Source organism: Micromonospora sp. NPDC023644 (assembly GCF_040640115.1).
GTDB lineage: Bacteria > Actinomycetota > Actinomycetes > Mycobacteriales > Micromonosporaceae > Micromonospora.
On sequence record NZ_JBFABA010000060.1, the window covers coordinates 12914 to 34103 of the forward strand.

Annotated in this window: 20 protein-coding genes; 9 read left to right on the forward strand and 11 right to left on the reverse strand. The window is 74.6% G+C overall.

The annotated features are described in order from the left end of the window. Position 1: 1 nt before the first annotated feature. The 5 genes from AB0G08_RS26735 to AB0G08_RS26755 form a co-directional block, all read right to left on the reverse strand. Positions 2-382, reverse strand: a complete 381-nt coding sequence (locus AB0G08_RS26735; RefSeq protein WP_358092623.1) for a YciI family protein — start codon at positions 380-382, stop codon at positions 2-4. A gap of 173 nt (positions 383-555) precedes the next feature. Next, positions 556-1254: an alpha/beta hydrolase gene (locus AB0G08_RS26740; RefSeq protein ID WP_358092626.1), complete on the reverse strand. Its 699-nt coding sequence runs from the start codon at positions 1252-1254 to the stop codon at positions 556-558. An 11-nt stretch (positions 1255-1265) separates the two neighbouring features. Beyond that, positions 1266-1712: an NUDIX domain-containing protein gene (locus tag AB0G08_RS26745; protein ID WP_358092629.1), complete on the reverse strand. Its 447-nt coding sequence runs from the start codon at positions 1710-1712 to the stop codon at positions 1266-1268. Positions 1713-1893: 181 nt separating this feature from the next. Further along, a complete protein-coding gene (locus AB0G08_RS26750; RefSeq protein ID WP_358092632.1) occupies positions 1894-2739 on the reverse strand; it encodes a siderophore-interacting protein in 846 nt (281 codons plus the stop codon). Continuing rightward, complete coding sequence (locus tag AB0G08_RS26755) at positions 2736-3773, reverse strand: ABC transporter substrate-binding protein (protein ID WP_358092635.1); 1038 nt, start codon at positions 3771-3773, stop codon at positions 2736-2738. The genes AB0G08_RS26750 and AB0G08_RS26755 overlap by 4 nt, the downstream gene beginning before the upstream one ends. A 217-nt stretch (positions 3774-3990) precedes the next feature. Between AB0G08_RS26755 and AB0G08_RS26760 the strand changes: the two genes are divergently transcribed. The 4 genes from AB0G08_RS26760 to AB0G08_RS26775 all read left to right on the forward strand — a co-directional run bounded on the left by AB0G08_RS26760 (position 3991) and on the right by AB0G08_RS26775 (position 7565). Then, a complete protein-coding gene (locus AB0G08_RS26760; RefSeq protein ID WP_358092638.1) occupies positions 3991-4941 on the forward strand; it encodes an iron chelate uptake ABC transporter family permease subunit in 951 nt (316 codons plus the stop codon). Beyond that, positions 4938-5966, forward strand: a complete 1029-nt coding sequence (locus tag AB0G08_RS26765) for an iron chelate uptake ABC transporter family permease subunit (RefSeq protein ID WP_358092641.1) — start codon at positions 4938-4940, stop codon at positions 5964-5966. The genes AB0G08_RS26760 and AB0G08_RS26765 overlap by 4 nt, the downstream gene beginning before the upstream one ends. 47 nt (positions 5967-6013) lie before the next feature. Then, positions 6014-6847, forward strand: coding sequence for an ABC transporter ATP-binding protein (locus AB0G08_RS26770; RefSeq protein ID WP_358092643.1), 834 nt, complete (start codon positions 6014-6016; stop codon positions 6845-6847). A 151-nt stretch (positions 6848-6998) separates the two neighbouring features. Then, the gene (locus AB0G08_RS26775) at positions 6999-7565 is read left to right on the forward strand and encodes a GNAT family N-acetyltransferase (RefSeq protein ID WP_358092646.1); all 567 of its coding nucleotides are present in this window, start codon (positions 6999-7001) and stop codon (positions 7563-7565) included. 114 nt (positions 7566-7679) lie between these two features. Here the strand turns inward: AB0G08_RS26775 and AB0G08_RS26780 are convergent, their stop codons facing one another. Continuing rightward, on the reverse strand, positions 7680-12185 hold the full coding sequence (locus AB0G08_RS26780; RefSeq protein ID WP_358092678.1) for a HAMP domain-containing protein: 4506 nt from the start codon (positions 12183-12185) through the stop codon (positions 7680-7682). 349 nt (positions 12186-12534) lie between these two features. On the opposite strand from AB0G08_RS26780, the gene AB0G08_RS26785 reads away from it, so the two are divergent. Then, entirely contained in the window at positions 12535-13650 is a 1116-nt protein-coding gene (locus AB0G08_RS26785; protein WP_358092649.1) for an FUSC family protein, read from the forward strand. Positions 13651-13730: 80 nt separating this feature from the next. Here the strand turns inward: AB0G08_RS26785 and AB0G08_RS26790 are convergent, their stop codons facing one another. The 3 genes from AB0G08_RS26790 to AB0G08_RS26800 form a co-directional block, all read right to left on the reverse strand. Continuing rightward, on the reverse strand, positions 13731-14267 hold the full coding sequence (locus AB0G08_RS26790; protein WP_358092680.1) for a GerMN domain-containing protein: 537 nt from the start codon (positions 14265-14267) through the stop codon (positions 13731-13733). 167 nt (positions 14268-14434) lie between these two features. Further along, complete coding sequence (locus AB0G08_RS26795; protein ID WP_358092652.1) at positions 14435-15790, reverse strand: HAMP domain-containing sensor histidine kinase; 1356 nt, start codon at positions 15788-15790, stop codon at positions 14435-14437. Then, positions 15787-16461, reverse strand: a complete 675-nt coding sequence (locus tag AB0G08_RS26800; protein WP_358092654.1) for a response regulator transcription factor — start codon at positions 16459-16461, stop codon at positions 15787-15789. Before AB0G08_RS26800 ends, AB0G08_RS26795 begins: the two co-directional genes overlap by 4 nt. A gap of 174 nt (positions 16462-16635) precedes the next feature. Between AB0G08_RS26800 and AB0G08_RS26805 the strand changes: the two genes are divergently transcribed. The 3 genes from AB0G08_RS26805 (at position 16636) to AB0G08_RS26815 (ending at position 18048) form a co-directional block, all read left to right on the forward strand. Continuing rightward, entirely contained in the window at positions 16636-17007 is a 372-nt protein-coding gene (locus AB0G08_RS26805; protein ID WP_358092657.1) for a GlsB/YeaQ/YmgE family stress response membrane protein, read from the forward strand. Next, positions 17004-17669: an STAS domain-containing protein gene (locus AB0G08_RS26810; RefSeq protein WP_358092660.1), complete on the forward strand. Its 666-nt coding sequence runs from the start codon at positions 17004-17006 to the stop codon at positions 17667-17669. Before AB0G08_RS26805 ends, AB0G08_RS26810 begins: the two co-directional genes overlap by 4 nt. A 79-nt stretch (positions 17670-17748) precedes the next feature. After that, positions 17749-18048: a BON domain-containing protein gene (locus AB0G08_RS26815; protein WP_358092663.1), complete on the forward strand. Its 300-nt coding sequence runs from the start codon at positions 17749-17751 to the stop codon at positions 18046-18048. Between the two features lie 181 nt (positions 18049-18229). Here AB0G08_RS26815 and AB0G08_RS26820 read toward each other — a convergent pair whose 3' ends face one another. Both AB0G08_RS26820 and AB0G08_RS26825 read right to left on the reverse strand, forming a co-directional pair. Then, on the reverse strand, positions 18230-19081 hold the full coding sequence (locus tag AB0G08_RS26820; protein ID WP_358092666.1) for an NAD(P)H-binding protein: 852 nt from the start codon (positions 19079-19081) through the stop codon (positions 18230-18232). A gap of 80 nt (positions 19082-19161) precedes the next feature. Beyond that, positions 19162-19911 (reverse strand): DNA-formamidopyrimidine glycosylase family protein, encoded by a 750-nt coding sequence (locus AB0G08_RS26825; protein ID WP_358092669.1) that lies wholly within the window; start codon positions 19909-19911, stop codon positions 19162-19164. A gap of 87 nt (positions 19912-19998) precedes the next feature. Here AB0G08_RS26825 and AB0G08_RS26830 point away from each other — a divergent pair, with 87 nt between their 5' ends. Then, the gene (locus tag AB0G08_RS26830) at positions 19999-21075 is read left to right on the forward strand and encodes a spore photoproduct lyase family protein (RefSeq protein ID WP_358092672.1); all 1077 of its coding nucleotides are present in this window, start codon (positions 19999-20001) and stop codon (positions 21073-21075) included. The last annotated feature ends 115 nt before the right edge of the window (positions 21076-21190 follow it).

Below are 21190 nucleotides of genomic sequence, written 5' to 3' on the forward strand. Positions count from 1 at the left end.
CTCACCTATCCCCGGAGCCGTTACGCCGGGCCTCCCCCGGACCACGGAACCGGTGCACCTCCTGCGGCCAGTCGAGCGCGGTCGCGAGCCTGCCGGCCCAGTATCGCGCCGCCTCGTCGTCGGGCACGTCCACGACGGCGAAGCCGCCGAGGTGCTCCTTGGTCTCGACGTACGGGCCGTCGGTGAAGACGGGCTTGCCGTCGACCGCTTCGACGCTGCACACCGCGGTGGACCGGTCGAGCCCGCCGTTGCTGAAGATCAGGACGCCCTCGGCCTGCATGTCCGCGATCACGGCCCGGCCGGCCACGCCCTTCTCGCGAATCTCCTCCGCCGTGTGTGGGGGCACCCACTCGTCGTTGAAGGTGATCAGGTATTCCGTCATGTCGTCTCCTCTCAGTCCCCGGACGGGGGCCTTGCCCGACTCCCTCGTGTCCGACGGCCCAGCCGACCGCCGCACACTGGTTCCACGAACGGCCGCGCCCTGATACGACACCATCGCCGAAAATCGACCTGGTCCTGGACGCCGCCAGCGTCCGCCGGTCCGGAAAGCGGACGTCACGAAGCGGCGCAGGCGTCCGTGATGGTCCGGGTCCACACCTCGGGGTGGGTGAACCAGAAGTCATGCGGTACGTCAGGCACGGTGGAGAACCTTCCCCGTGGCACGAGCGCGGCGATCTGCGCCAGGGGCCATGACGGGCGGATGTCGTCGCCGGCGGCGATGAGATGCATCGGTACGCCGCAGGCAGCCAGTCCGCTCCACAGCTGGGGTCGATGGATCCAGTCGGTGAACGAGTCGCTGAGAGCCGCGTGCACTTCGGGCACCCAGTCGATGTCGACGACGGGCTCCGCGGCCTTACCGGCCTGGTACGCCTCGGACCACGTGCGGTCACGCTGGGGGCCCCTCCCAGCGATTCCGACCACCGCGGCCACGGCCTCCGGATGTTCCACCGCGTAGCGCACGGCGAGATCACAGCCCCACGAATGGCCCACCACGATCCAGGTGGTGACACCGACCGCTGCGCGGATGCACTCGAGGTCGGTGATCGCTTCTTCCATGGTGTGGGGGCCGCCGCCCGAGCGACCGACGCCGCGCGGTTCGGGGTACCAGGCGCGGTGGTCACGCGGCGCAATCTCGTCCCGCTCCAGATACTGCACGCACCCGGGACCACCGGTCAGGACGACGACGTCAGGGCCGTGGCCCGTCACACCCACGTGCAACGCCGTCGCTCCCACGTGAACCACCCGCGACTCCATGTCCGCGAACGCTACCCAACGACAGCCGTCCCCTCATGCCGCTCGGGTGCGGGTCGGACATCGCCGACCTGGACGGCGCTCAGGATGCTCGACAGGCTTGCCGGGTGGGCCAGCTTCAGGTCTGCGAGATCGCTGGGCCGAAACCAGCGAAGATCGTCGTGCTCCTCGGGTGCGACGTTGACGGGTTCCCCTTCCCAGCGCGTGACGAGGAACGCGTGCATGTGGAGGGTGGGGTCACTGATCGTCATCGGAATGGGTCGGGGGTCGTGGACGTGGACACCGAGTTCTTCGAGGCACTCCCGAGCAACGGCCTGGTGCGGTAACTCGTCCGGCTCGACATGTCCGCCGACGAGATCCCAGCAGTCGGGATACCACCGCCGCGACGGATGGCGGTGCACCAGGAGCACGAGGCCGTCGCGCACAAGTGCGGCGACTGAGATCGGAATGCGGGCGACCATGGCGGCACCCTAGACGGGAACGCACTCTCCTGCCGCCCGACGGCGCGTCACGGGTCGCAGCCGCCGGCCAGGGGCGGCGGCGCGCGGTCGTGCGCGCAGCACGGATGACGTGGTCCGGCTCCAGGGCGACGCGCCGGGTCCCACCCCCGGCGGGTGGGACCCGGCGCGCGGCGGGCGTCGGTCAGACGGCTGCCTTGACGGCGGCCTCGGCGCGCAGGTCCTCCTCCGAGGCGCCCCGGCGCCAGTAGCCGGAGAAGGTGACGTGGCGGCGGTCCAGGCCGCGCTCGCCGACGAGGTGCCGGCGCACCGAGCGCACCATCGAGGACTCGCCGGCGATCCAGGCGTACGGGCTGCCGCCCGGCAGCCGGGCGGCGCGCACCGCGTCGGCCAGCAGGGTGCTGCCGGGGGCGGTGCCGCCGCGCACGAGCCAGCGCACCTCGGCCCGCGCCTCGGTGGGCAGCTCCTGGATGTCCCCCGCGTCGGGGACCTCGATCCAGGCCCGCACCGGGGTGTCGGCCGGCAGCCAGGCCAGGATGCCGGCGGCGGCGGGCAGCCCGGTCTCGTCGGCCACCAGCAGGACGGAGTCCGTGCCGACCGGGGGGCGGAAGCAGACGCTGCGGTTGTCGTGCACGGCCGGGCCGAGCAGCACCACCCGGTCGCCCGGCAGGGCGTGCCGGGCCCAGCGGGAGGCGGGACCGGTGTCGCCGTGGCTGACGAAGTCGATGTCCACCTCGGCCTGCTCGGGGCGCTGCTCCCGGATGGTGTACGACCGCATCACCGCGCGCACGTCGGGGTCCATGGCCCGGTAGGCGCCGAACCAGTCCTCCTCCGCCCCGGCGGGGAGCACCGGCTCGGGCTGGCCGGGGTGCGGCAGGAACAGCGAGACGCTCTGGTCCCGGCCGCCGCCGGCGAAGTCGACCAGCTCCGGCCCGCCGAAGGTGACCCGGACCAGGGAGGCGCCGACGCGGCGCGCGCCGACGACCTGCGCGGCGAAGAGGCGGTACTGGACGGCGACGGCGGTGGTCACGAGGTCACCTTCTTCGCGCCCTTGATGGCGGTGGCCAGGTTCTCCAGCAGCGGCGCGGCGCCGGCGTACGAGAAGCGGGGCACCGCGTCCCACGCGGCGATCTGGTTGGCCTTGACGGCCGGCAGCTGCTGCCAGGTGGGCTTGGCGGCCAGGTCCTTGGGCTGCAGGGCGGTGTTGCGGTTGTCGAGCAGGAGCAGGTCGGCCGGGAACTTGCCCGCGTTCTCCCAGCTCAGCGCCTCGAAGTAGTCGCCGGCCTCCAGCTTGGTGGGGACGACGATGTCGACGCCCAGCTCGGCGAAGTACATCAGGTCGGTGCTGACCTTGGGGTTGGAGGCGTAGAACAGGTCGGGGCTGCCGGAGCAGGCGAGCACCTTGATGCCCGGGTTCGCCTTGACCGCCTGGCGGACCGACTCGGCGGCGGCCTCGAAGCGGGCCTTGGCGTCGGTGACCTTCTTCGCGGACAGGTCGGCGCCGAGGGACTCCGCGAGCTGCGCGTACCGCTCGATCGGCTTGGTCATCGGCACCCGGGCCGTGGTCACGGTGACGGCGGGGGCGAGCGGGAGGATCTTGGCCTTGCTCTCGTCCGGCACGTACCAGAAGGCGCCCGGGTCGTACATGTGGGTGACGAGCAGTTCGGGCCGCAGGGCGGCGTACTTCTCCAGGTTGAACTCGCCCCAGACGTTGCCGAGAATCTCCACGGACTCCACGTCGAGGTCGCCGGCCTGCGGGTCCTTGCTGCCGTCGGCGCGCTTCGTCTCGCCGAACACCCCGACGATCTGCTTGTCGAGCCCGAAGTCCACCAGCGCGGCGGCGACCCCCGTGAAGGCGACCACCCGGGTCGGGCGGGCGTCGGCGCTCACCTTCTCGTTGCGGTCGTCGGTGAACGACCACGGCCCGCCGGAGCTGTTGGCGGCGGGGGCGGCGGAGTCCTCGTCCCCGCCGCAGCCGGCGAGCAGGGCCGCCAGGGTGGCGGCGCCACCGGCGGCGAGCAGGCCCCGGCGGGAGAGGCGGCGGGCGGACACGGGATGCGGCATGGCAGTGTCTTTCGATCGGGGTCGGGCGAATGACCATGGACAGCTGGGTTAGGTTAACCTAACCTAAACCGCTGTCAAGTCCCGTTCGGAATTCCGCACCACTTCGGAGCCCACACTGTCCGCCACCCTCTCCCCACGCCTCGGCACCGCGCCGGCGCCGCCCGCCGTACGCCGGCCCGGCCGGACCGCGCGGCGGGCCGCCGGCCTCGCGGTGTCGGTGCTGCTGCTCGCGGTCGTCGCGGTGCTCAGCATCGCCGTGGGCGCCAAACAGCTCCCCCTCACCGACGTGTGGCAGGGCCTGCTGGACCGCGATGCCGCCGAGTACGCCGTCGTGCACCGGATGCGGCTGCCGCGCACGCTGCTCGGCCTGCTCGCCGGGGCGGCGCTCGGCGTCGCCGGCGCGGTGATGCAGGCGCTGACCCGCAACCCGCTCGCCGACCCCGGCCTGCTCGGCATCAACGCCGGCGCCTCGGCGGCGGTGGCCAGCGGGGCGCTGTTGTTCGGCATCGGCGGCGTCGGCGGCCAGGTGTGGTTCGCGCTGCTCGGCGCGGCGGTCGTGACCGCCGCCGTGTACGCCGTCGGCGGCGGGCGCGGGGCCACCCCCGCCCGGCTGGCGCTGGCCGGCGCGGCGCTCAACGCCACCCTCTACTCGTACGTCAGCGCGGTGATGCTGGTGGACTCCGCGTCGCTGGAACGGCTGCGGTTCTGGACGGTCGGCTCGCTGGCCGCCGCCGAACCGTCGGCCGTCCGCACGGTCGCGCCGTTCATGGCGGCGGGCCTGCTGGTCGCCCTGCTCGTCGCGCGTCCGCTCAACGCGCTGGCGCTCGGCGACGACGCGGCGCGCGCCCTCGGCGCCCGCCCGGCCCTGGTCCGGGGCGCGGTCATCGCGGCGGTCACCCTGCTCTGCGGGGCCGCCACCGCCGCCTGCGGGCCGATCGTCTTCGTCGGGCTGCTCGTGCCGCACCTGGTCCGCGCGCTCACCGGGCCGGACCTGCGCTGGCTGCTGCCGTACTGCGCGGTGCTGGCCCCGGTGCTGCTGCTCGGCGCCGACGTGCTGGGGCGGGTGCTGAGCCGCCCCGGCGAGCTCCAGGTCGGGCTCGTGACCGCCGTGGCGGGCGGGCCGCTCTTCCTCTGGCTGGTACGGCGCGGGCGGGTGGCCCACCCGTGATCACCCTCCGCACCCCCGGCAACCTGTCCCTGCGGCTGCGCCCCCGCGCCATCGCCGTCGGCGTCACCTGCGTGCTGCTGGCCCTGGGGCTCAGCGTGCTCGCCATCGGCAGCGGCGACTACCCGATGAGCCCCGCCGACGTGCTGCGCGCCCTCACCGGCCGGGGCACCCCGGCCGAGGAGTTCATCGTCACCGAGCTGCGGCTGCCCCGGGTGGTCACCGCGCTCTGCGTCGGCGCCGCGCTGGCGTTGGCCGGCGCCGTCTTCCAGTCGCTGGTCCGCAACCCGCTGGGCAGTCCCGACATGCTCGGCTTCACCCAGGGCGCGGCGACCGGGGCGCTCGTCGTGGTGGTGGTCGGCGGCAGCAGCGTGGCGCTGGCCTCGTCGGCGGTGGTCGGCGGGCTGGTCACCGGCGCGCTGGTCTACGCGCTGTCCTGGCGGCGCGGCGTGCACGGGTACCGGCTGATCCTGGTCGGCATCGGCACCATGGCGATCCTCACCGGGGTCAACGGCTGGCTGCTCACCCGGGCCCCGCTGATGGACGCCGCCCGCGCCGTGCTCTGGCTCACCGGCAGCCTCGACGGGCGCGGCTGGTCGAACGCGCTGCCGCTGCTGGTCGCGCTGGCGGTGCTGGTGCCCCTCATGCTGGCCGGGTACGGGCCGGCGATGCGGCTGGTCGAGATGGGCGACGACACCGCCGCCGCGCTCGGCGTACGCGTGGAGCGGCTGCGCCTGGTCGTGCTGGCGGCGGCGGTCCTGCTGGTCTCCCTCGCGGCGGCCGCCGCCGGGCCGGTGAACTTCGTGGCCCTCACCGCGCCGCACCTCGCGCGGCGGCTGACCCGGGCGCCGGGGCCGAACCTGCTGCCCTCGGCGGCGGTCGGCGCGGTCCTCCTGGTCGCGGCCGACCAGCTCGCGCTGCGGGTCTTCCCCGGGCACCAGCTGCCGGTCGGCGTGGTGACCGGCGTGCTCGGCGGCGCCTACCTGATCTGGCTGCTGGCCACCGAGCGCCGGGCCGGCCGGCTGTGACCGGGCGAGGCCGGCGGGCCGCCCACGACGAGAACGGAGCACCGAGCATGCAGTCCCGGCTGAGCGGCACCGCGATGACCCTCGCCTACGAGCGGCGGACCGTCGCGCGGGACCTGAGCGTCGCCGTGCCCGACCGGTCCTTCACGGTCATCATCGGCCCCAACGCCTGCGGCAAGTCCACCCTGCTGCGGGCCCTTTCCCGGCTGCTGAAGCCGGCCGCCGGGGCGGTGCTGCTCGACGGCGAGGACATCCACCGGCTGCCGGCGCGCAACGTGGCGCGCACCCTCGGCCTGCTGCCGCAGACGTCCGTCGCGCCGGACGGCATCGGCGTCGCCGAACTCGTCGCGCGCGGCCGGTACCCGCACCAGGGGCTGCTGCGGCAGTGGTCGCGCGAGGACGAGCGGGTGGTCACCGAGTCGATGGCCGCCACCGGGGTCGCCGACCTCGCCGGCCGCACCGTCGACGAGCTCTCCGGCGGGCAGCGGCAGCGGGTGTGGATCGCGATGGCGCTGGCCCAGCAGACCCCCCTGCTGCTGCTCGACGAGCCGACCACCTACCTGGACATCGCCCACCAGATCGAGATCCTCGACCTCTGCGCCCGGCTGCACGAGGAGCAGGGCCGCACGCTGGTGGCGGTGCTGCACGACCTCAACCACGCCGCCCGCTACGCGACGCACCTGATCGCGATGCGCGAGGGGGAGGTGGTCGCGGCCGGCCCGCCCCGGGAGGTGGTCACCGCCGAGCTGGTCGAGGAGGTCTTCCGGCTGCCGTGCCGCGTGATCGACGACCCGGAGAGCGGCACCCCCCTGGTGGTCCCCGCCGCCCGCCGCCGGGCCGGGGCCGCCACGAGCACCCCGACGGTCGCCGCCGCCGGCGGGTGAGAGCTGTGGGCGGGTGACGGGCGTGGCCGGGTGACGGGCGTGGGCGGGTGAGGGGCGTTCGCGCCGCCGGCCGGGGCCGCCGGACCGCCCGCGCCGCGCCGGGGGTCGACCTACTCGCGCATCGACCGGAATCATCGTACGGTGGCACACGATGCGTGATCTCGCCAGCACCTACCGCCAGGACGTCGACGGCTTCGGCCGGGTGACGATCCGCCCCGTCGACCCCGACACCGACATCGACCTGATCCACGCCTGGGTCAGCCAGGAACGCGCCCAGTTCTGGGGCATGCGCGACGCCGGCCGGGACCGGGTCGGGGAAATCTACCGCTACCTGGACTCGCTGCCCACCCATCACGCCTGGCTGACCCACCGCGACGGCACGCCGGTGGCGCTGTTCCAGACCTACGAGCCGGCCGCCGACCCGGTCGGCGAGTGCTACCCGGTCCAGCCCGGCGATCACGGGGCCCACCTGCTGATCGGCCCGCCCGACACGGTCGAGCGGGGCTTCACGGGCACCCTGTTGCGCGTGTTCCTCGACTTCGTCTTCGCCGATCCGCGGCACCGGCGCGTCGTGATGGAGCCGGACGCGCGCAACGACAAGGCGGTCAACCGGCTGCTGCGCACCGGCTTCGTCGCCGGCCCGCTGATCGACGTGAACGGCAAGCGGGCCCGGCTGCTCTTCCTCGACCGCGAGACGTTCGAGGCCGGCCGCCCCTGACCGGGACGGCCCACGGGTCTCGCGCGGCACCGCAGGTGGCTGGTGTGGTGACCTGCGCTCCCCGCGCGGGCGACCGCCCGGGGAGCGCAGGGAGCCCCGCCGCCCGCGGGCGCCTCAGCCCTGCAGCCAGCGGTGGATGCACTGCAACAGGTCGGCGGCGTCGACCGGCTTCGTGACGTAGTCGCTGGCGCCGGAGGAGATGCTCTTCTCCCGGTCGCCGTGCATCGCCTTCGCGGTCACCGCGATGATCGGCAGGTCGGCGTAGCGGGGCATGGCGCGGATCGCCGCCGTCGCGGCGTAGCCGTCCATCTCCGGCATCATCACGTCCATCAGCACGAGGTCGATGTCGTCGTGGCGCATCAGCGTCTCGATGCCCTGCCGGCCGTTCTCCGCGTAGACCACGTCGAGCCCGTGCAGCTCCAGGATGTTCGTCAGCGCGAAGACGTTGCGCGCGTCGTCGTCCACCACCAGCACCTTTCGGCCGGCCAGGTCGTCCGGCAGGGCGTCGACGGCGGGCCGGACGTCGGGCACCACCGGCGCGAACGGCAGCACCCGCTCCGGGGTCACCGCCGTGAGGTGCAGGGCGATCCGCTCGCGCAGGTCGTCCAGGCTGCGCAGGACCTCCAGCGGCCGCTCGTGGGCCAGCGCCTGCAACAGGGCCTGCGCGCCGGACGGCAGCGGGTGACCGTGGTACGCCAGCACGGGCACCCCGCGCAGCGCCGGGTCGTCGTGCAGCGCCTTCAACAGGGTCGTGCCGCCCTCGCCGGGCAGGTCGAGCTGGAGCACCAGGACGTGGTGCCGTCCCCCGGCGAGCGCCTCCAGCGCCGAGGCCACGTCGACCGCGGTGGAGATCTCCACCGGCGGGTGCGCGTCGCCCAGGTCCGCCGCGACGCCCTGGGCGAGCAGCGTCAGCAGCCCCTTGTCGTGGCGCTCCAGCACCAGCATCCGCCGGACCTCGCCGGGCTGGAGGGTCACGGCCGGCGGCAGCGTGGCCGGCGGCGTCCAGGGCAGCGCGCCGGCCCGACCGGATGCCGGGAACGGGCCGGTCGGGCGGTCGTCCGTGGCCGCCGCGTCGCCGGTCCCGGCGGGCACGGGCCCGACAGGCAGGTAGAGGGTGAACGTGCTGCCCTGGCCGAGCACGCTGTGCGCCCGGATCCGGCCGCCGAGCAGGTGGGCGATCTCCCGGCTGATGGACAGCCCCAGGCCCGTGCCCCCGTACCGCCGGCTGGTCGTGCCGTCGGCCTGCTGGAAGGCGTCGAAGATGGCGGTCAGGTGCTGCTCGGCGATGCCGATGCCGGTGTCGATCACCCGGAACGCGAGGACGGTGTCCGGCTGGGCGAACCCCTCGGGCAGCTCGTCCGGCGCGGCCCGCTCGATCCGCAGCCGCACCCGCCCCTTCTCGGTGAACTTGACCGCGTTGGAGACGAGGTTGCGCAGCACCTGCCGCAGCCGCTGCTCGTCGGTGTGCAGCTCGGTCGGCACGCCCGGACCGGTGCTGATCTCCAGCTCCAGGCCCCGGGGGGTGGTCAGCGGCCGGAAGGTGGCGTCGACGTAGTCGCGCAGTGCGGCCAGCTCGAAGGTCTCCGGGTTGATGTCCATCTTCCCGGCCTCCACCTTGGACAGGTCGAGGATGTCGTTGATGAGCTGGAGCAGGTCGGTGCCGGCCGAGTGGATGACCGTCGCGTACTCCACCTGCTTGGCGGTCAGGTTGCGGTTCGGGTTCTGCGCGAGCAGTTGGGCGAGGATGAGCAGCGAGTTCAACGGCGTACGCAGCTCGTGGCTCATGTTGGCGAGGAACTCCGACTTGTACTTGGAGGCCAGCGCGAGCTGCTGGGCGCGGGCCTCCAGCTCCTGCCGGGCCTGCTCGATCTCGGAGTTCTTCGTCTCGATGTCGTGGTTCTGCCGGGCCAGCAGGGCCGCCTTGTCCTCCAGCTCGGCGTTGGAGCGCTGGAGTTCCTCGGAGCGGGCCTGCAACTCCTCCGAGCGGGCCTGCAACTCCGCGGCGAGGCGCTGCGACTCGGTGAGCAGCACGTCGGTACGGGCGTTGGCGACGATGGTGTTGACGTTGACGCCGATGGTCTCGGTGAGCTGGTCGAGGAAGTCGCGCTGCACCTCGGTGAAGTGGCTCATGCTGGCCAGCTCGATGACGCCGAGCACCTGGTCCTCGAAGAGGATCGGCAGCACCACCAGGTGCAGCGGGGCGGCGGCGCCGAGGCTGGAGGAGACGGTGACGTAGTCGGCCGGCACGGCGTCCACCACGATGGCCCGCTTGCTCACCGCGGCCTGCCCGACGAGCGACTCGCCGAGGGCGTAGCGGCGGCCGGAGGTGTCGTGGCCGTACCCGCCGACCACCCGCAGGCCCGTCCCGCCGGGGCCGTCGTCCACCAGCAGGAACGTGCCGAGCTGCGCCGAGACCAGCGGGGCCAGCTCGTTCATCACCAGGCCGGCGACCACGTCCAGGTCGCGGTGGCCCTGCATCAACCCGGCGATGCGGGCCAGGTTGGTCTTGAGCCAGTCCTGTTCCTGGTTGGTCCGGGTGGTCTCGCGCAGCGACTCCACCATGGAGTTGATGTTGTCCTTCAGCTCGCCGACCTCGCCGGGGGCGTCCACGGTGATGGAGCGGGTCAGGTCGCCGGTGGCCACGGCGCTGGTCACCTCGGCGATGGCGCGCACCTGGCGGGTGAGGTTCCCGGCCAGCTCGTTGACGTTCTCGGTGAGCCGCTTCCAGGTGCCGGAGACGCCCTCGACCTCGGCCTGGCCGCCGAGGCGGCCCTCGCTGCCGACCTCCCGGGCCACCCGGGTCACCTCGGCCGCGAACGACGACAGCTGGTCCACCATCGTGTTGATGGTGGTCTTCAGCTCCAGGATCTCGCCGCGCGCGTCGACGTCGATCTTCTTGGTCAGGTCGCCCTGGGCCACCGCGGTGGTGACCTGCGCGATGTTGCGGACCTGGCCGGTGAGGTTGTTCGCCATCGAGTTGACGTTGTCGGTGAGGTCCTTCCAGGTGCCGGCCACGTTGGGCACCCGCGCCTGCCCGCCGAGGCGGCCCTCGGTGCCCACCTCCCGGGCCACCCGCGTCACCTCGTCGGCGAACGCGCCGAGGGTGCCGACCATCGTGTTGATGGTCTGGGCGAGCACGGCCACCTCGCCCTTGGCCTCCACGGTGATCTGCCGGCTCAGGTCGCCCTGGGCGACGGCGGTGGCGACCAGCGCGATCGAGCGCACCTGGTTGGTCAGGTTGTTGGCCATCTCGTTGACGTTGTCGGTGAGGTCCTTCCAGGTCCCGCCGACGTTGGACACCCGGGCCTGGCCGCCCAGGCGCCCCTCGGTGCCCACCTCCCGTGCCACCCGCGTCACCTCGTCGGCGAACGCGGAGAGCTGGTCGACCATCGTGTTGATGGTCTCCTTCAGCGCCAGGATCTCGCCGCGCGCGTCGACCCGGATCTTCTGGGTCAGGTCGCCCTTCGCCACGGCGGTGGTCACCTCGGCGATGCTGCGCACCTGGGCGGTGAGGTTGTCCGCCATGACGTTGACCGACTCGGTGAGGTCCTTCCAGGTGCCGGAGACGCCCTTGACGTCCGCCTGGCCGCCGAGGCGGCCCTCGGTGCCCACCTCCCGGGCCACCCGGGTCACCTCGTCGGCGAACGACGACAGCTGGTCCACCATCGTGTTGATGGTGTTCTTCAGCTCCAGGATCTCGCCGTGCGCGGTGACGGTGATCTTCTGCGACAGGTCGCCCCGGGCCACCGCCGTGGCCACCTGCGCGATGCTGCGCACCTGGTCGGTGAGGTTGACCGCCATCGAGTTCACCGAGTCGGTGAGGTCGCGCCAGGTGCCCGCGACGCCGCTGACCTGGGCCTGACCGCCGAGCCGCCCGTCGGTGCCGACCTCGCGGGCCACCCGGGTCACCTCGTCGGCGAACGACGACAGCTGGTCCACCATGGTGTTGATGGTGCTCTTGAGCTCCAGGATCTCGCCCCGCGCGTCGACGGTGATCTTCTGCGACAGGTCGCCGCGGGCCACGGCGGTGGTGACCTGGGCGATGTTGCGGACCTGGCTGGTCAGGTTGCCGGCCATGAAGTTCACCGAGTCGGTGAGGTCGCGCCAGGTGCCGGCCACGCCGGGCACCTCGGCCTGCCCGCCGAGGCGGCCCTCGCTGCCGACCTCCCGGGCCACCCGCGTCACCTCGTCGGCGAACGACGACAGCTGATCCACCATCGTGTTGATGGTGATCTTCAGCTCCAGGATCTCGCCGCGCACGTCGACGGTGATCTTCTGCGACAGGTCGCCCCGGGCCACCGCCGTGGCCACCTCGGCGATGTCGCGGACCTGGTCGGTCAGGTTGCCCGCCATGGCGTTGACCGAGTCGGTGAGGTCCTTCCAGGTGCCCGACACGCCGGGCACCTCGGCCTGCCCGCCGAGCTGTCCCTCCGTGCCCACCTCCCGGGCCACCCGGGTCACCTCGGAGGTGAACAGCGACAGCTGGTCCACCATGCCGTTGAAGACGGTGGCGATCTCCCCGAGCAGGCCGTCGGCGTCCTCCGGCAACCGGGTGCCGAAGTCGCCGTCCCGCACCGCCGTGAGGCCGGCCAGCAGCTGCCGGAGCCCCGGGTCGGCCATCGCCGCGGTGCCACCGGCCGCCGGCCTGCGCCGCGACGCCGTCTTCTCGACCACCACAACCACCTCGCGGAACAGCCGGGGGCTCGCCCGCCGGCACAACATGGACCGCGCAAGTATGCACAGCCCCGTCGCCGCCCGCGCGTGCACCGCCGCCCCGCGACGCCCGCCGCCCGGCGGTGACCAGCACGGTTACCGAGGGCTCGACGCGGGTAGAGGCGACGCTCGAACCGGTCCCACCGGGACGGGGGACTCGCCGGGGCCGTCCTCGACGCCGGCCCGACGAACGGGTCCGCTGTGGAGGGCGCCCCACCGGAAAGGGGTGCGGACGGTGCGGCAGTGGTGGCGGGGCGTGGGCGGACGGATCCGGCGCGACGGCATGACGGTGGTGGAGTTGACCCTCGCCGCGACCGTGGCCTGGATCCTCGCCGCCCGGGTGATCGGTCACCCGGATCCGTTCTTCGCCCCCACGGCCGCGCTGGTCGTCCTCGGCGAGGGGCGGGGGCGACGGGTCCGGCAGACGTTGGAGATCCTGCTCGGGGTCGCGGCCGGCGTGCTCGTCGCCGAGCTGCTGGTGTACGCGCTCGGCCCGGGCACCGGCACCGTCTTCCTGGTCCTGCTGCTGACCACCGGCCTGATGGTGGCGATCGGGGCGCGCACCACCCTCGTGGTGCAGGCGGCGGTCTCCGCCATGTACCTGGTGGCGGTCGCCGCGCCCAGCGGCACGCTGATGCCGTTCCGGTTCGTCGACGCGCTGATCGGCGGCGCGGTGGCGTTGGCCGCGAGCCAGCTCCTGGCGGCCCGCGATCCGCTCGCCCCGCTGATCAGGGAAGCCCGGCAGAGCTTCGCCGACCTGGCCGAGGTGCTCGACGAGCTCGACGGCGCGCTCGCCCGGTGCGACGAGACCGCCGCGCGGGCGGCGCTGGAGCGGGCCCGGCAGCTGGACGACTGCGTGGACCGGCTGCGCACGGCGGTCCGGGCCACCGGGGAGACGCTGCGGTTCCGGGTCCGCCGGCGGCGGCACGTCGGGCAGGTACGGGACGTGGAGGCGACCACCCGGCAGCTGGACTACGCCGTCCGCAACGTCCGGGTGCTGGCCCGCGCCGGGGTGACGCTGACCCGGCTGCACACCGGGACGCCGCCGGAGCTGGGCGACGCGGTCCCCGCCCTGGCCGCCGCCGTACGCGCCGCGGGCGAGGCGGTGGCGACCGACCTGACCGGCGAGGACGCCGACCGCCACGCGGCGCGGGCCGACGAGGCGGCCATGACGGCGGTACGGGTCGCCGGCCGGCTGCTCGCGTCCGACCCGGCGCTGCCCGTCACGATGATCGTCGGTCAGATCCGGGCGACCGCCATCGACCTGCTGCGCGGGGTCGGCCACGACGACGTCGCCGTGCTGGACCGGGTGGACCGGGCGCTCGGGGTGCTGCCCGCCCAGCCCGCGCCGCAGGGCTCGGGCTGCGCGTAGCCGGCCGGCACGATGTCGCCGGGCTGGCGGGCCCGCGCCGGGCGGGCCGCCGGCGGGGCGCCGTACGGCGGGGTGCCCGGTCAGCGGGGTGCCACGAGGCCGGCGTAGTCGTCGGCGGTGAGGGGTCGCCGGGACAGCTGCCCGTCGGCGCGCGGCACCCCCAGCGGGGCCCCGCCCCGGAAGAAGGCCACGGTGTCGACGTCGGAACGGGCGGTCAGGGTGCAGACGATCTGCCCGAAGGCGAGGACCTCGTCGCTGCGGCCCGTCTCGTCGCCGGCCCCGCCGAGGTCCACGTCGACCTCGTTGCCCCGCGGCCGGGCGGCGGCGGCCGGCACGGCCCCGGGCAGGGCCGTCGTGAGGCCGCTCTCGCGTTCGGCGGTGGTGGGGCCGGCCAGCAGGTGCTGGAGCTGGGCGTCGACGGTGGGCGTGCCGTCGACCCGACGCTCGACGCGGACCAGCCGGTCGTCCCGTACGAAGCAGAGGGTCTCCGTCGTCCGCCCCGCCGTCAGGGTGGGGGTCGGCGTCGCGACGACCGCCCCCGGCGAGGGGAACGGCCCGGGTGGGGGCGCCACGGCGCGCGGGGCGTCCTCGGTCGGGACGCCGCACCCGCCGAGCAGCCCGAGGACGACGAGCGCGCCGCCGACGGCTCGCCACCAACCCGACCGCCGCGCCCACCGGCGGGACGCGCGCGGCGGGCTCGCGGGCGCACGACCGCTCCCGGCGGGCGGCGCGGGCATGGGCACGGGCGTGCGGGTCACGGCGGGCGGCGCGGGCGCGCGGCGGGTCACGGCAGTGCCCCGGGCAGCTCGACGCGGAAGCTGGCGCCCCCGCCGGGGCGGTCGCCCACACTCGCCCGCCCCCGGTGCGCGGCGGCGTGCTCCGCGACGATGGCCAGCCCGAGCCCGGTGCCGTCGCCGTCGCCACGCGAGTGCGCGGCCCGGCCACGGACGAAGCGGTCGAAGATGGCCTCCCGGTCCCCGGCGGGCACGCCCGGGCCCTCGTCGTCGACCTCGACGACTCCCGTCCCGTCCCGCTGCGACAGCCGCACGGCCACCGGCCCGCCGCCGTGGCGCAGCGCGTTGTCCACCAGGTTGGCCAGGATCTGCTCGACCCGGCGCTCGTCGACCAGCCAGGTGGCGGCGACGCCCCGGCCGGCGCGCACGAGCGTGTCCGGCAGCCCGCGTGCCTGGCAGGCGCGGCGGGCCAGCGCCGCCACGTCGACCGGCGCCCGGTCGACCGGCTGGTCGCTGCGGGCGAGCTGGATGAGGTCGTTGACCAGTTGCTGGAACCGGGTGATCTCGTCGGCCACCAGCGCGGCGGCGGTGGCGGTGCGGTCGTCGAGGTGCGCCCGGCGCCGGGCCAGGACGCTGGCCGCGGCCGACAGGGTCTGCAACGGCGAGCGCAGCTCGTGGCTCACGTCAGCGGCGAAGCGGCGGTCCCGCTCGATACGCCGGGAGAGCTGGTCGACCATGTGGTTGAAGGACGTGGAGAGCCGGGTGAGATCAGGGTCGGTGGTCGCCGCGAGCCGGGCGGAGAAGTTGCCCGCCGCGATCTCCTGCGCGGCGTCGGCCACCGCCGTCAGCGGCCGCAGGCTGTGCCGGGTGGCGTACCAGCCCAGGGCGGCGCCGGACCCGGCGACGACGATGGCCACGGCGGTCAGCGCGAGCGCCAGGACCCGCAGGGTCTGGTCCAGCTCGCGCAGCGACGTCAGCTCGTAGTAGCTGGTGGACGGGGCCAGCGGCAGGCCGACGAGCAGGGTGGGCTGGCCGTTGACCCGGACCCGCTGCACGGCCGGCTCCCCGGCGTGGACGAGCTGTTGCAGGTCGACCGGGATGGCGGCGGTGAGGCCGGCGTCGGCCGTGCGGGCGTACCAGTCGTCCCCGCGGTGCAGCAGCGGCCGGCGGACGCCGCCGGTGTCGAGGGAGCGCAGCACCTCCACCACGTCGGGGTCCTCCGTGTCCAGGCCGGTACGCACCACCGCCGCGTCGAAGTACGCCGCCCGCACGGCGGTGCGCTCCCGCTCGTCCAGCAGGGAGCGCCTGGTCAGCTCGTAGGAGACCAGCGCCATCGAGGCGGAGAGCAGCAACGCCCCGACCGCGAAACCGGCGGACACCCGGGCCCGCAGTCCGAGGCGTATCACCGGGTCAGCTTGTAGCCGAGGCCGCGCAGGGTGACCAGGTGCCGGGGGTTGCCCGGATCCTCCTCGATCTTCTGCCGCAGCCGACCCACGTGCACGTCGACGAGCCGCTCGTCGCCGGTGTCGTAGCCCCAGACCCGTTGCAGCAGCTGCTGGCGCGACAGCACCCGACCGGCGTGCTCGGCCAGCTCGCAGAGCAGCCGGAACTCGGTGCGGGTGACCGGCACCGGCCGGCCGGTCAGGCGTACCTCCCCGGCGTCCGGGCTGATCTCCAGCTGCCCGAAGGTGAGCACCGGCAGCGGGTCGGGCGCCGCCCGGGCCCGGCGCCGCAGGGCGCGCAGCCGCGCCGACAGTTCCTTGATCGCCACGGGCTTGACCACGTAGTCGTCGGCCCCGGCCTCCAGCGCCGCGACGATGTCGTGGGTGTCGTCGCGGGCGCTGACCACCACGATCGGCACGTCGTCGTCGCGGCGCAGCCGCCGGATGCACTCGAAGCCGTCCAGGCCCGGCAGCATCAGGTCGACCAGCACGGTGTCGGCCGGCTCCCGGCGCTGCGTCGACAGCCCCTCCTCGGCGGTGGCCACGCCCCGGACGCGGTAGCCCTCGTCCTCGAGCGCGAGCAGCAACGCCAGACGGATCCGGTCGTCGTCCTCGATCACCAGCACGTCCGTCATACCGGCATCATCCCCAAGGCGACGACGGCCGCCCAACCGTGTCCGGCGTTCGACGGTTTTGTCACGCAACTGTCATAGAACCGCGTGGCCCGCGCCACGGGCGGCACCGAGGGTGGTGGGGCGGACCCGAGGGCCGGCTGCCGTCGGCCGGCCGGTCCCGGAGGGGAGATCAGAATGACCGTCGCCGGTCTCTGCACCGCGCTCGCCGTCGGTCTCCTCGTCGCCGTGGTGGGCTGGCGGGTGACCCCGCGCCGCCGGGAGGTGCCGGTCTGGCTGGCCCTGGTGGCGGGGATCGTCACCGCGCTGCTCGGCGTCATCCTGGCCCGCATCGTCGGCCTCGACACCGACCGCTCCGGGGCGTGGAGCATCGGCGTGCCGGCCGGCTCGGCCGTCCTCGGCGTCGCCCTCGTGGCGGCCACGGCCGGTCCCCGGCGCGCCGCCGGCCCGCCGCGCGGGACGCGGCCGGACCTCGCCCCCGCCCAGACGCCGCCGGTCGCGGGCCGGCGCGTGGCCCGGCCCGACCTCCCGTGGAGGAAGACACCATGACCGTCGTACCGGACGAGCACCTGATGACGTTGATCTGCGACAGCTGCGGGGACACGACCACGGGCACCGCGTGCGTCCTGCCCGACGCCGAGGTCGTCTGGACCCTGGTGGCCGAACACGGCTGGAGCGGCTCCCCGTTCGCCACGGGCCCGCACCGCTGTCCCCGGTGCAGCCTGTCGGGTCTCGGCGTCGGGGGCGGCACCACCGCGCAGGGCGGGCAGCCGGGCGGCGGGGTGCTGGGCGTCGACCACCTCGACGACGTCGCGGTGGTCACGGCCGTCGGGGACATCGACGTCGACACCGCCGACGAGCTACGGGCCGCCCTGCGGCAGGCCGTGGACGTCTGCGGACACGTGGTGGTCGACCTGACCCGGGTCCACCTCATCGACGCCGGCGGGCTCGGGCTGCTCGTCCGGGCCCACCGCGACGCCCGGGAGCGCGGCGCGGTGCTCTGCCTGGCCGCTCCGTCCCGCTTCATCCGTACCGTGCTGCACACCATGCGGCTCGACGGGCTGTTCCCGGTCTTCGCGAGCCCGCAGGAGGCGCTCCGGCGCCTGTCCCCGGGCGGGGCCGGCGACGCCGCCGGGCTGGCGGCCGTCGTCGCCGGGCCGGCTCCGCGCGGCCTCCCGCCGGCGGCGGTGACCGACGCGATGTCCCGCTGACCCGACGCGATGTCCCGCTGACCCGACGCCGGGCCCGGGGCGTGTCCGGGGCCGCAGCCACCCGAGAGGAAGCCACACCATGCTCATCCCCTGGCCGTACCCGGACGAGGGCGGGTACCGTCCCGAGCCGCCGGGGCCCTCGCCCGACGACGAGGACGCCCGGCTGGCGGCGCTGGTCGCCCAGCGGTTGAGCAGCGACTGGAGCACTCGCCGTCAGCAGATCGTGGTCACCGTGCAGAACCGCGTCGTCATCCTCGCGGGCGTCGTGGCCGGCCCGGAAGCCCGGCGGGTGGCCGGCGAGATCGCCTGGGACGTCGGGGGCGTCGGAGACGTCTGCAACGCCCTGCGGCTCGCCGGCGCCCGCCGGCCCCGCCGCTGACCGCCCCCAACCCCACCGACCGCCCGCCGGCCCCGCCACCGATCGCCCCAACGCCGCCGACCGCCCCCCGGTCCCGCCACCGATCGTCCCAACGCCGCCGACCGCCCCGCCCGGTGATCGCCGACCGAGCGTCCGCCGGCCGTCGGCGGCGGGGTCCCCCGGGAGCGGCCGGCGCGGCGACTCAGGCGGCCCAGGCGCCCGTCGCGGCCGCCGCCCGGGCGTACTCGGCGAGGTCCCGGGGCGCCCGGCCGAGCGCCCGCCGCACGCCGTCGGCCAGGCTCTCGTTGCGTCCGTCGAGCACCTCCGTGAACAGGTACGCCAGCAGCGACACCATGTCCGCGGGGACGCCCGCGTCGCGCAGCGTGCCGACGTACTCGTCGATGGTGACCGGGACGAACGCCACGGTGCGGCCGGTCGCGGCGGCGATCTCCGCCACGGCCTCGGCGAAGGTCAGCAGGCGAGGGCCGGTCACCTCGTACACCTCCCCGGCGTGCCCGTCCTCGAGCAGCGCCGCCACGGCTACGTCGGCGATGTCGTCGGCGTCGACGAACGGCTCCCGTACGGCGTCGACCGGCAGGAACAGCGTCCCCTCCCGCAGCCCGTCGACGAACGGGCCCTCACTGAAGTTCTGCTGGAACCAGCTCGCCCGCACCACGGTCCAGTCCCCGCCCGCGCTCTGCACCACCTGACGGACCGCCTGCTCGGCCTGTTCCGCCTCCGGCTCGCCCCGCCCGGAGAGCAGCACCACGCGGCGGACCCCGCTCGCCACCGCCAGTCGGGTGAACGACTCCACGACCTCGACCGCGCCCGGCACGGCCAGGTCGGGCTGGTAGCACAGGTAGACCGCGCCGACCCCGGCGACGGCCTCCGGCCAGGTGGACCGGTCCGCCCAGTCGAAGGGGATCTCGGCGGACCGGGAGCCGACGCGGACGGTCAGGCCCCGGCCGGCGAGCCGGTCGGCGACGCGGCGGCCGGTCCTGCCGGTGCCGCCGAGGACGAGGATGGTGGGGTCGGTGTCGTCGATGTGTGTCATGCCTCCATCCAACGGCCGCCGGGCGGCCACGACCATGCGCGCGAGGCGCGGGCGCATAAGGGCGCGTCTCGCGGGACGGGTCAGACCGCGGGCTGGTCGACCGGGCAGGCGTACGCCGTGCGACCGCCCAGCGGCCACGCCCGCACGCCGGCGCCGCAGCGCCGGCAGGTCGGCCGCTTGTAGACCCACCGCTCGTCGGGCGCCGCCGGGTCGCTGACCACCTGGCCGGCGTCGCGGCCCAGCGCCAGGTGCCGGACGGCGAGCTCCCACAGGCGGCGGGCCGGCCCCGGCCCGACCGCCCGGGCGTCCGGGTCGAGGCCGGCGAGGAAGAGCAGCTCCGCCCGCCAGGCGTTGCCGAGGCCCGCCCACACCGCCTGGTCGAGCAGCGCCGCGCCGACCGCGCCCCGGGTGGCGGCGAGCCGGCGCACGGCGTCCTCGCCGTCGGCGTCGGCGCGCAGCGGGTCCGGGCCCAGCGAGGCCCGCAGCGCGCGTTCCGCGTCGTCCGGGAGCGGTTCGCAGCGGATGGGCGCGATCAGGTCGTACGCGACGCCGGCGCGGGCCAGGCGCAGCCGGACGCCCTTGCGGGGCGGGACGGCCGGGCCGTCGTGGCGCAGGAAGAGCCCGCGCATGCCGAGGTGCACGTGCAGGGTCGGCGCGTCGTCGACGTGGTAGAGCAGGTGCTTGCCGTACGCCTCCACCGCGCGCAGCCGCCGCCCGTCGTACGGGCCGACGTCCAGGCGCCCCTGCGGGCTGGACGCGGCGAGGACCCGCCCGGCGAGCGCGGAGTGCTGGTCGCGCGCGTACCGGTGGATCAGGTGGCCCTCGGGCATGCGTGCGGGTACCCGGGGACCGGGCGCGAAAACGGGCGCCCCGGGGCGCGGGGAACAACGGCGATCGGTCCGCAGTTGTCCCCTTTCGTGACCGACGTTGTCCCGCATTCGCGGCTGTTCGACATCCGGCGGATCTACCTGGAGCCGGAGGCCGCCGCCCTGCCCCGTGGACGGGCGGTGCTGGAGCGCTTCCCCGACGCGGAGCGCGTCGAGGTCGAGAGCCACTCCCGCATCCCGGAGCTGTACGGGGACGAGACGAACGTCGCCCGGTGGGTTCGGATCAAGACCGAGGCCCTGGTGCTGGGGGTCAAGAAGTCCCTCACCGCCCGCCCGAACGGCCGCTCGGCCGACTTCATCGCCCCGTCCACGGCGAACGGCTGCGCGATGGCCTGCGCCTACTGCTACGTGCCGCGCCGCAAGGGCTACAGCAACCCGGTGACGGTCTTCGCCAACATCGACCGGATCACCGGCTACCTGCGACGGCACGTGGGCCGGCAGGGAGTCAAGGGCGAGCCGAACCAGTGCGACCCGGCCGCCTGGGTGTACGACATCGGCGAGAACTCCGACTGCTCGCTGGACGCCCGGATCTCCGACAACGTCCGGGACCTGGTGACGCTGTTCCGGGAGCTGCCCACCGCGAAGGCGACGTTCGCCACGAAGCACGTCAACCGCGACCTGCTCGACTGGGATCCCCGCGGCCGGACCCGCGTCCGCTTCTCGCTGATGCCGGCCCGCGACGCGAAGCTGCTCGACATCCGGACCTCCCCGGTCGCGGAGCGGCTGGCCGCCATCGACGACTTCGTGGCGGCCGGCTACGAGGTGCACGTCAACTTCAGCCCGGTGGTGGTGCGCGACGGGTGGCTGGACGACTGGGCGGAGCTGCTCGACCAGCTCGACGACGCGCTCGGGCCCGCCGCCAAGGCGCAGCTCGCCGCCGAGGTCATCTTCCTGACTCACAACGACCGGCTGCACCAGGTGAACCTCGGCTGGCACCCGAAGGCCGAGGAGGTGCTCTGGCGGCCCGAGCTCCAGCAGCCGAAGCGGTCGCAGACCGGCGGCTGGAACGTGCGGTACCGCACCGGCCAGAAGGGCGCGTACGTGGCCGCGCTGACGGACCTGATCGCCGCGAGGGTGCCGTACTGCCGCGTCCGCTACGCGTTCTGAGCCGGCCCGTCTCCCGGCGCGATTCGGGGCCGTGACGCAGTTCAGGGCCACCCCAACGGGGTGGCCCTGAACTGAAAGATTGTCCGGCGGTGTCCTACTCTCCCACACCCTCCCG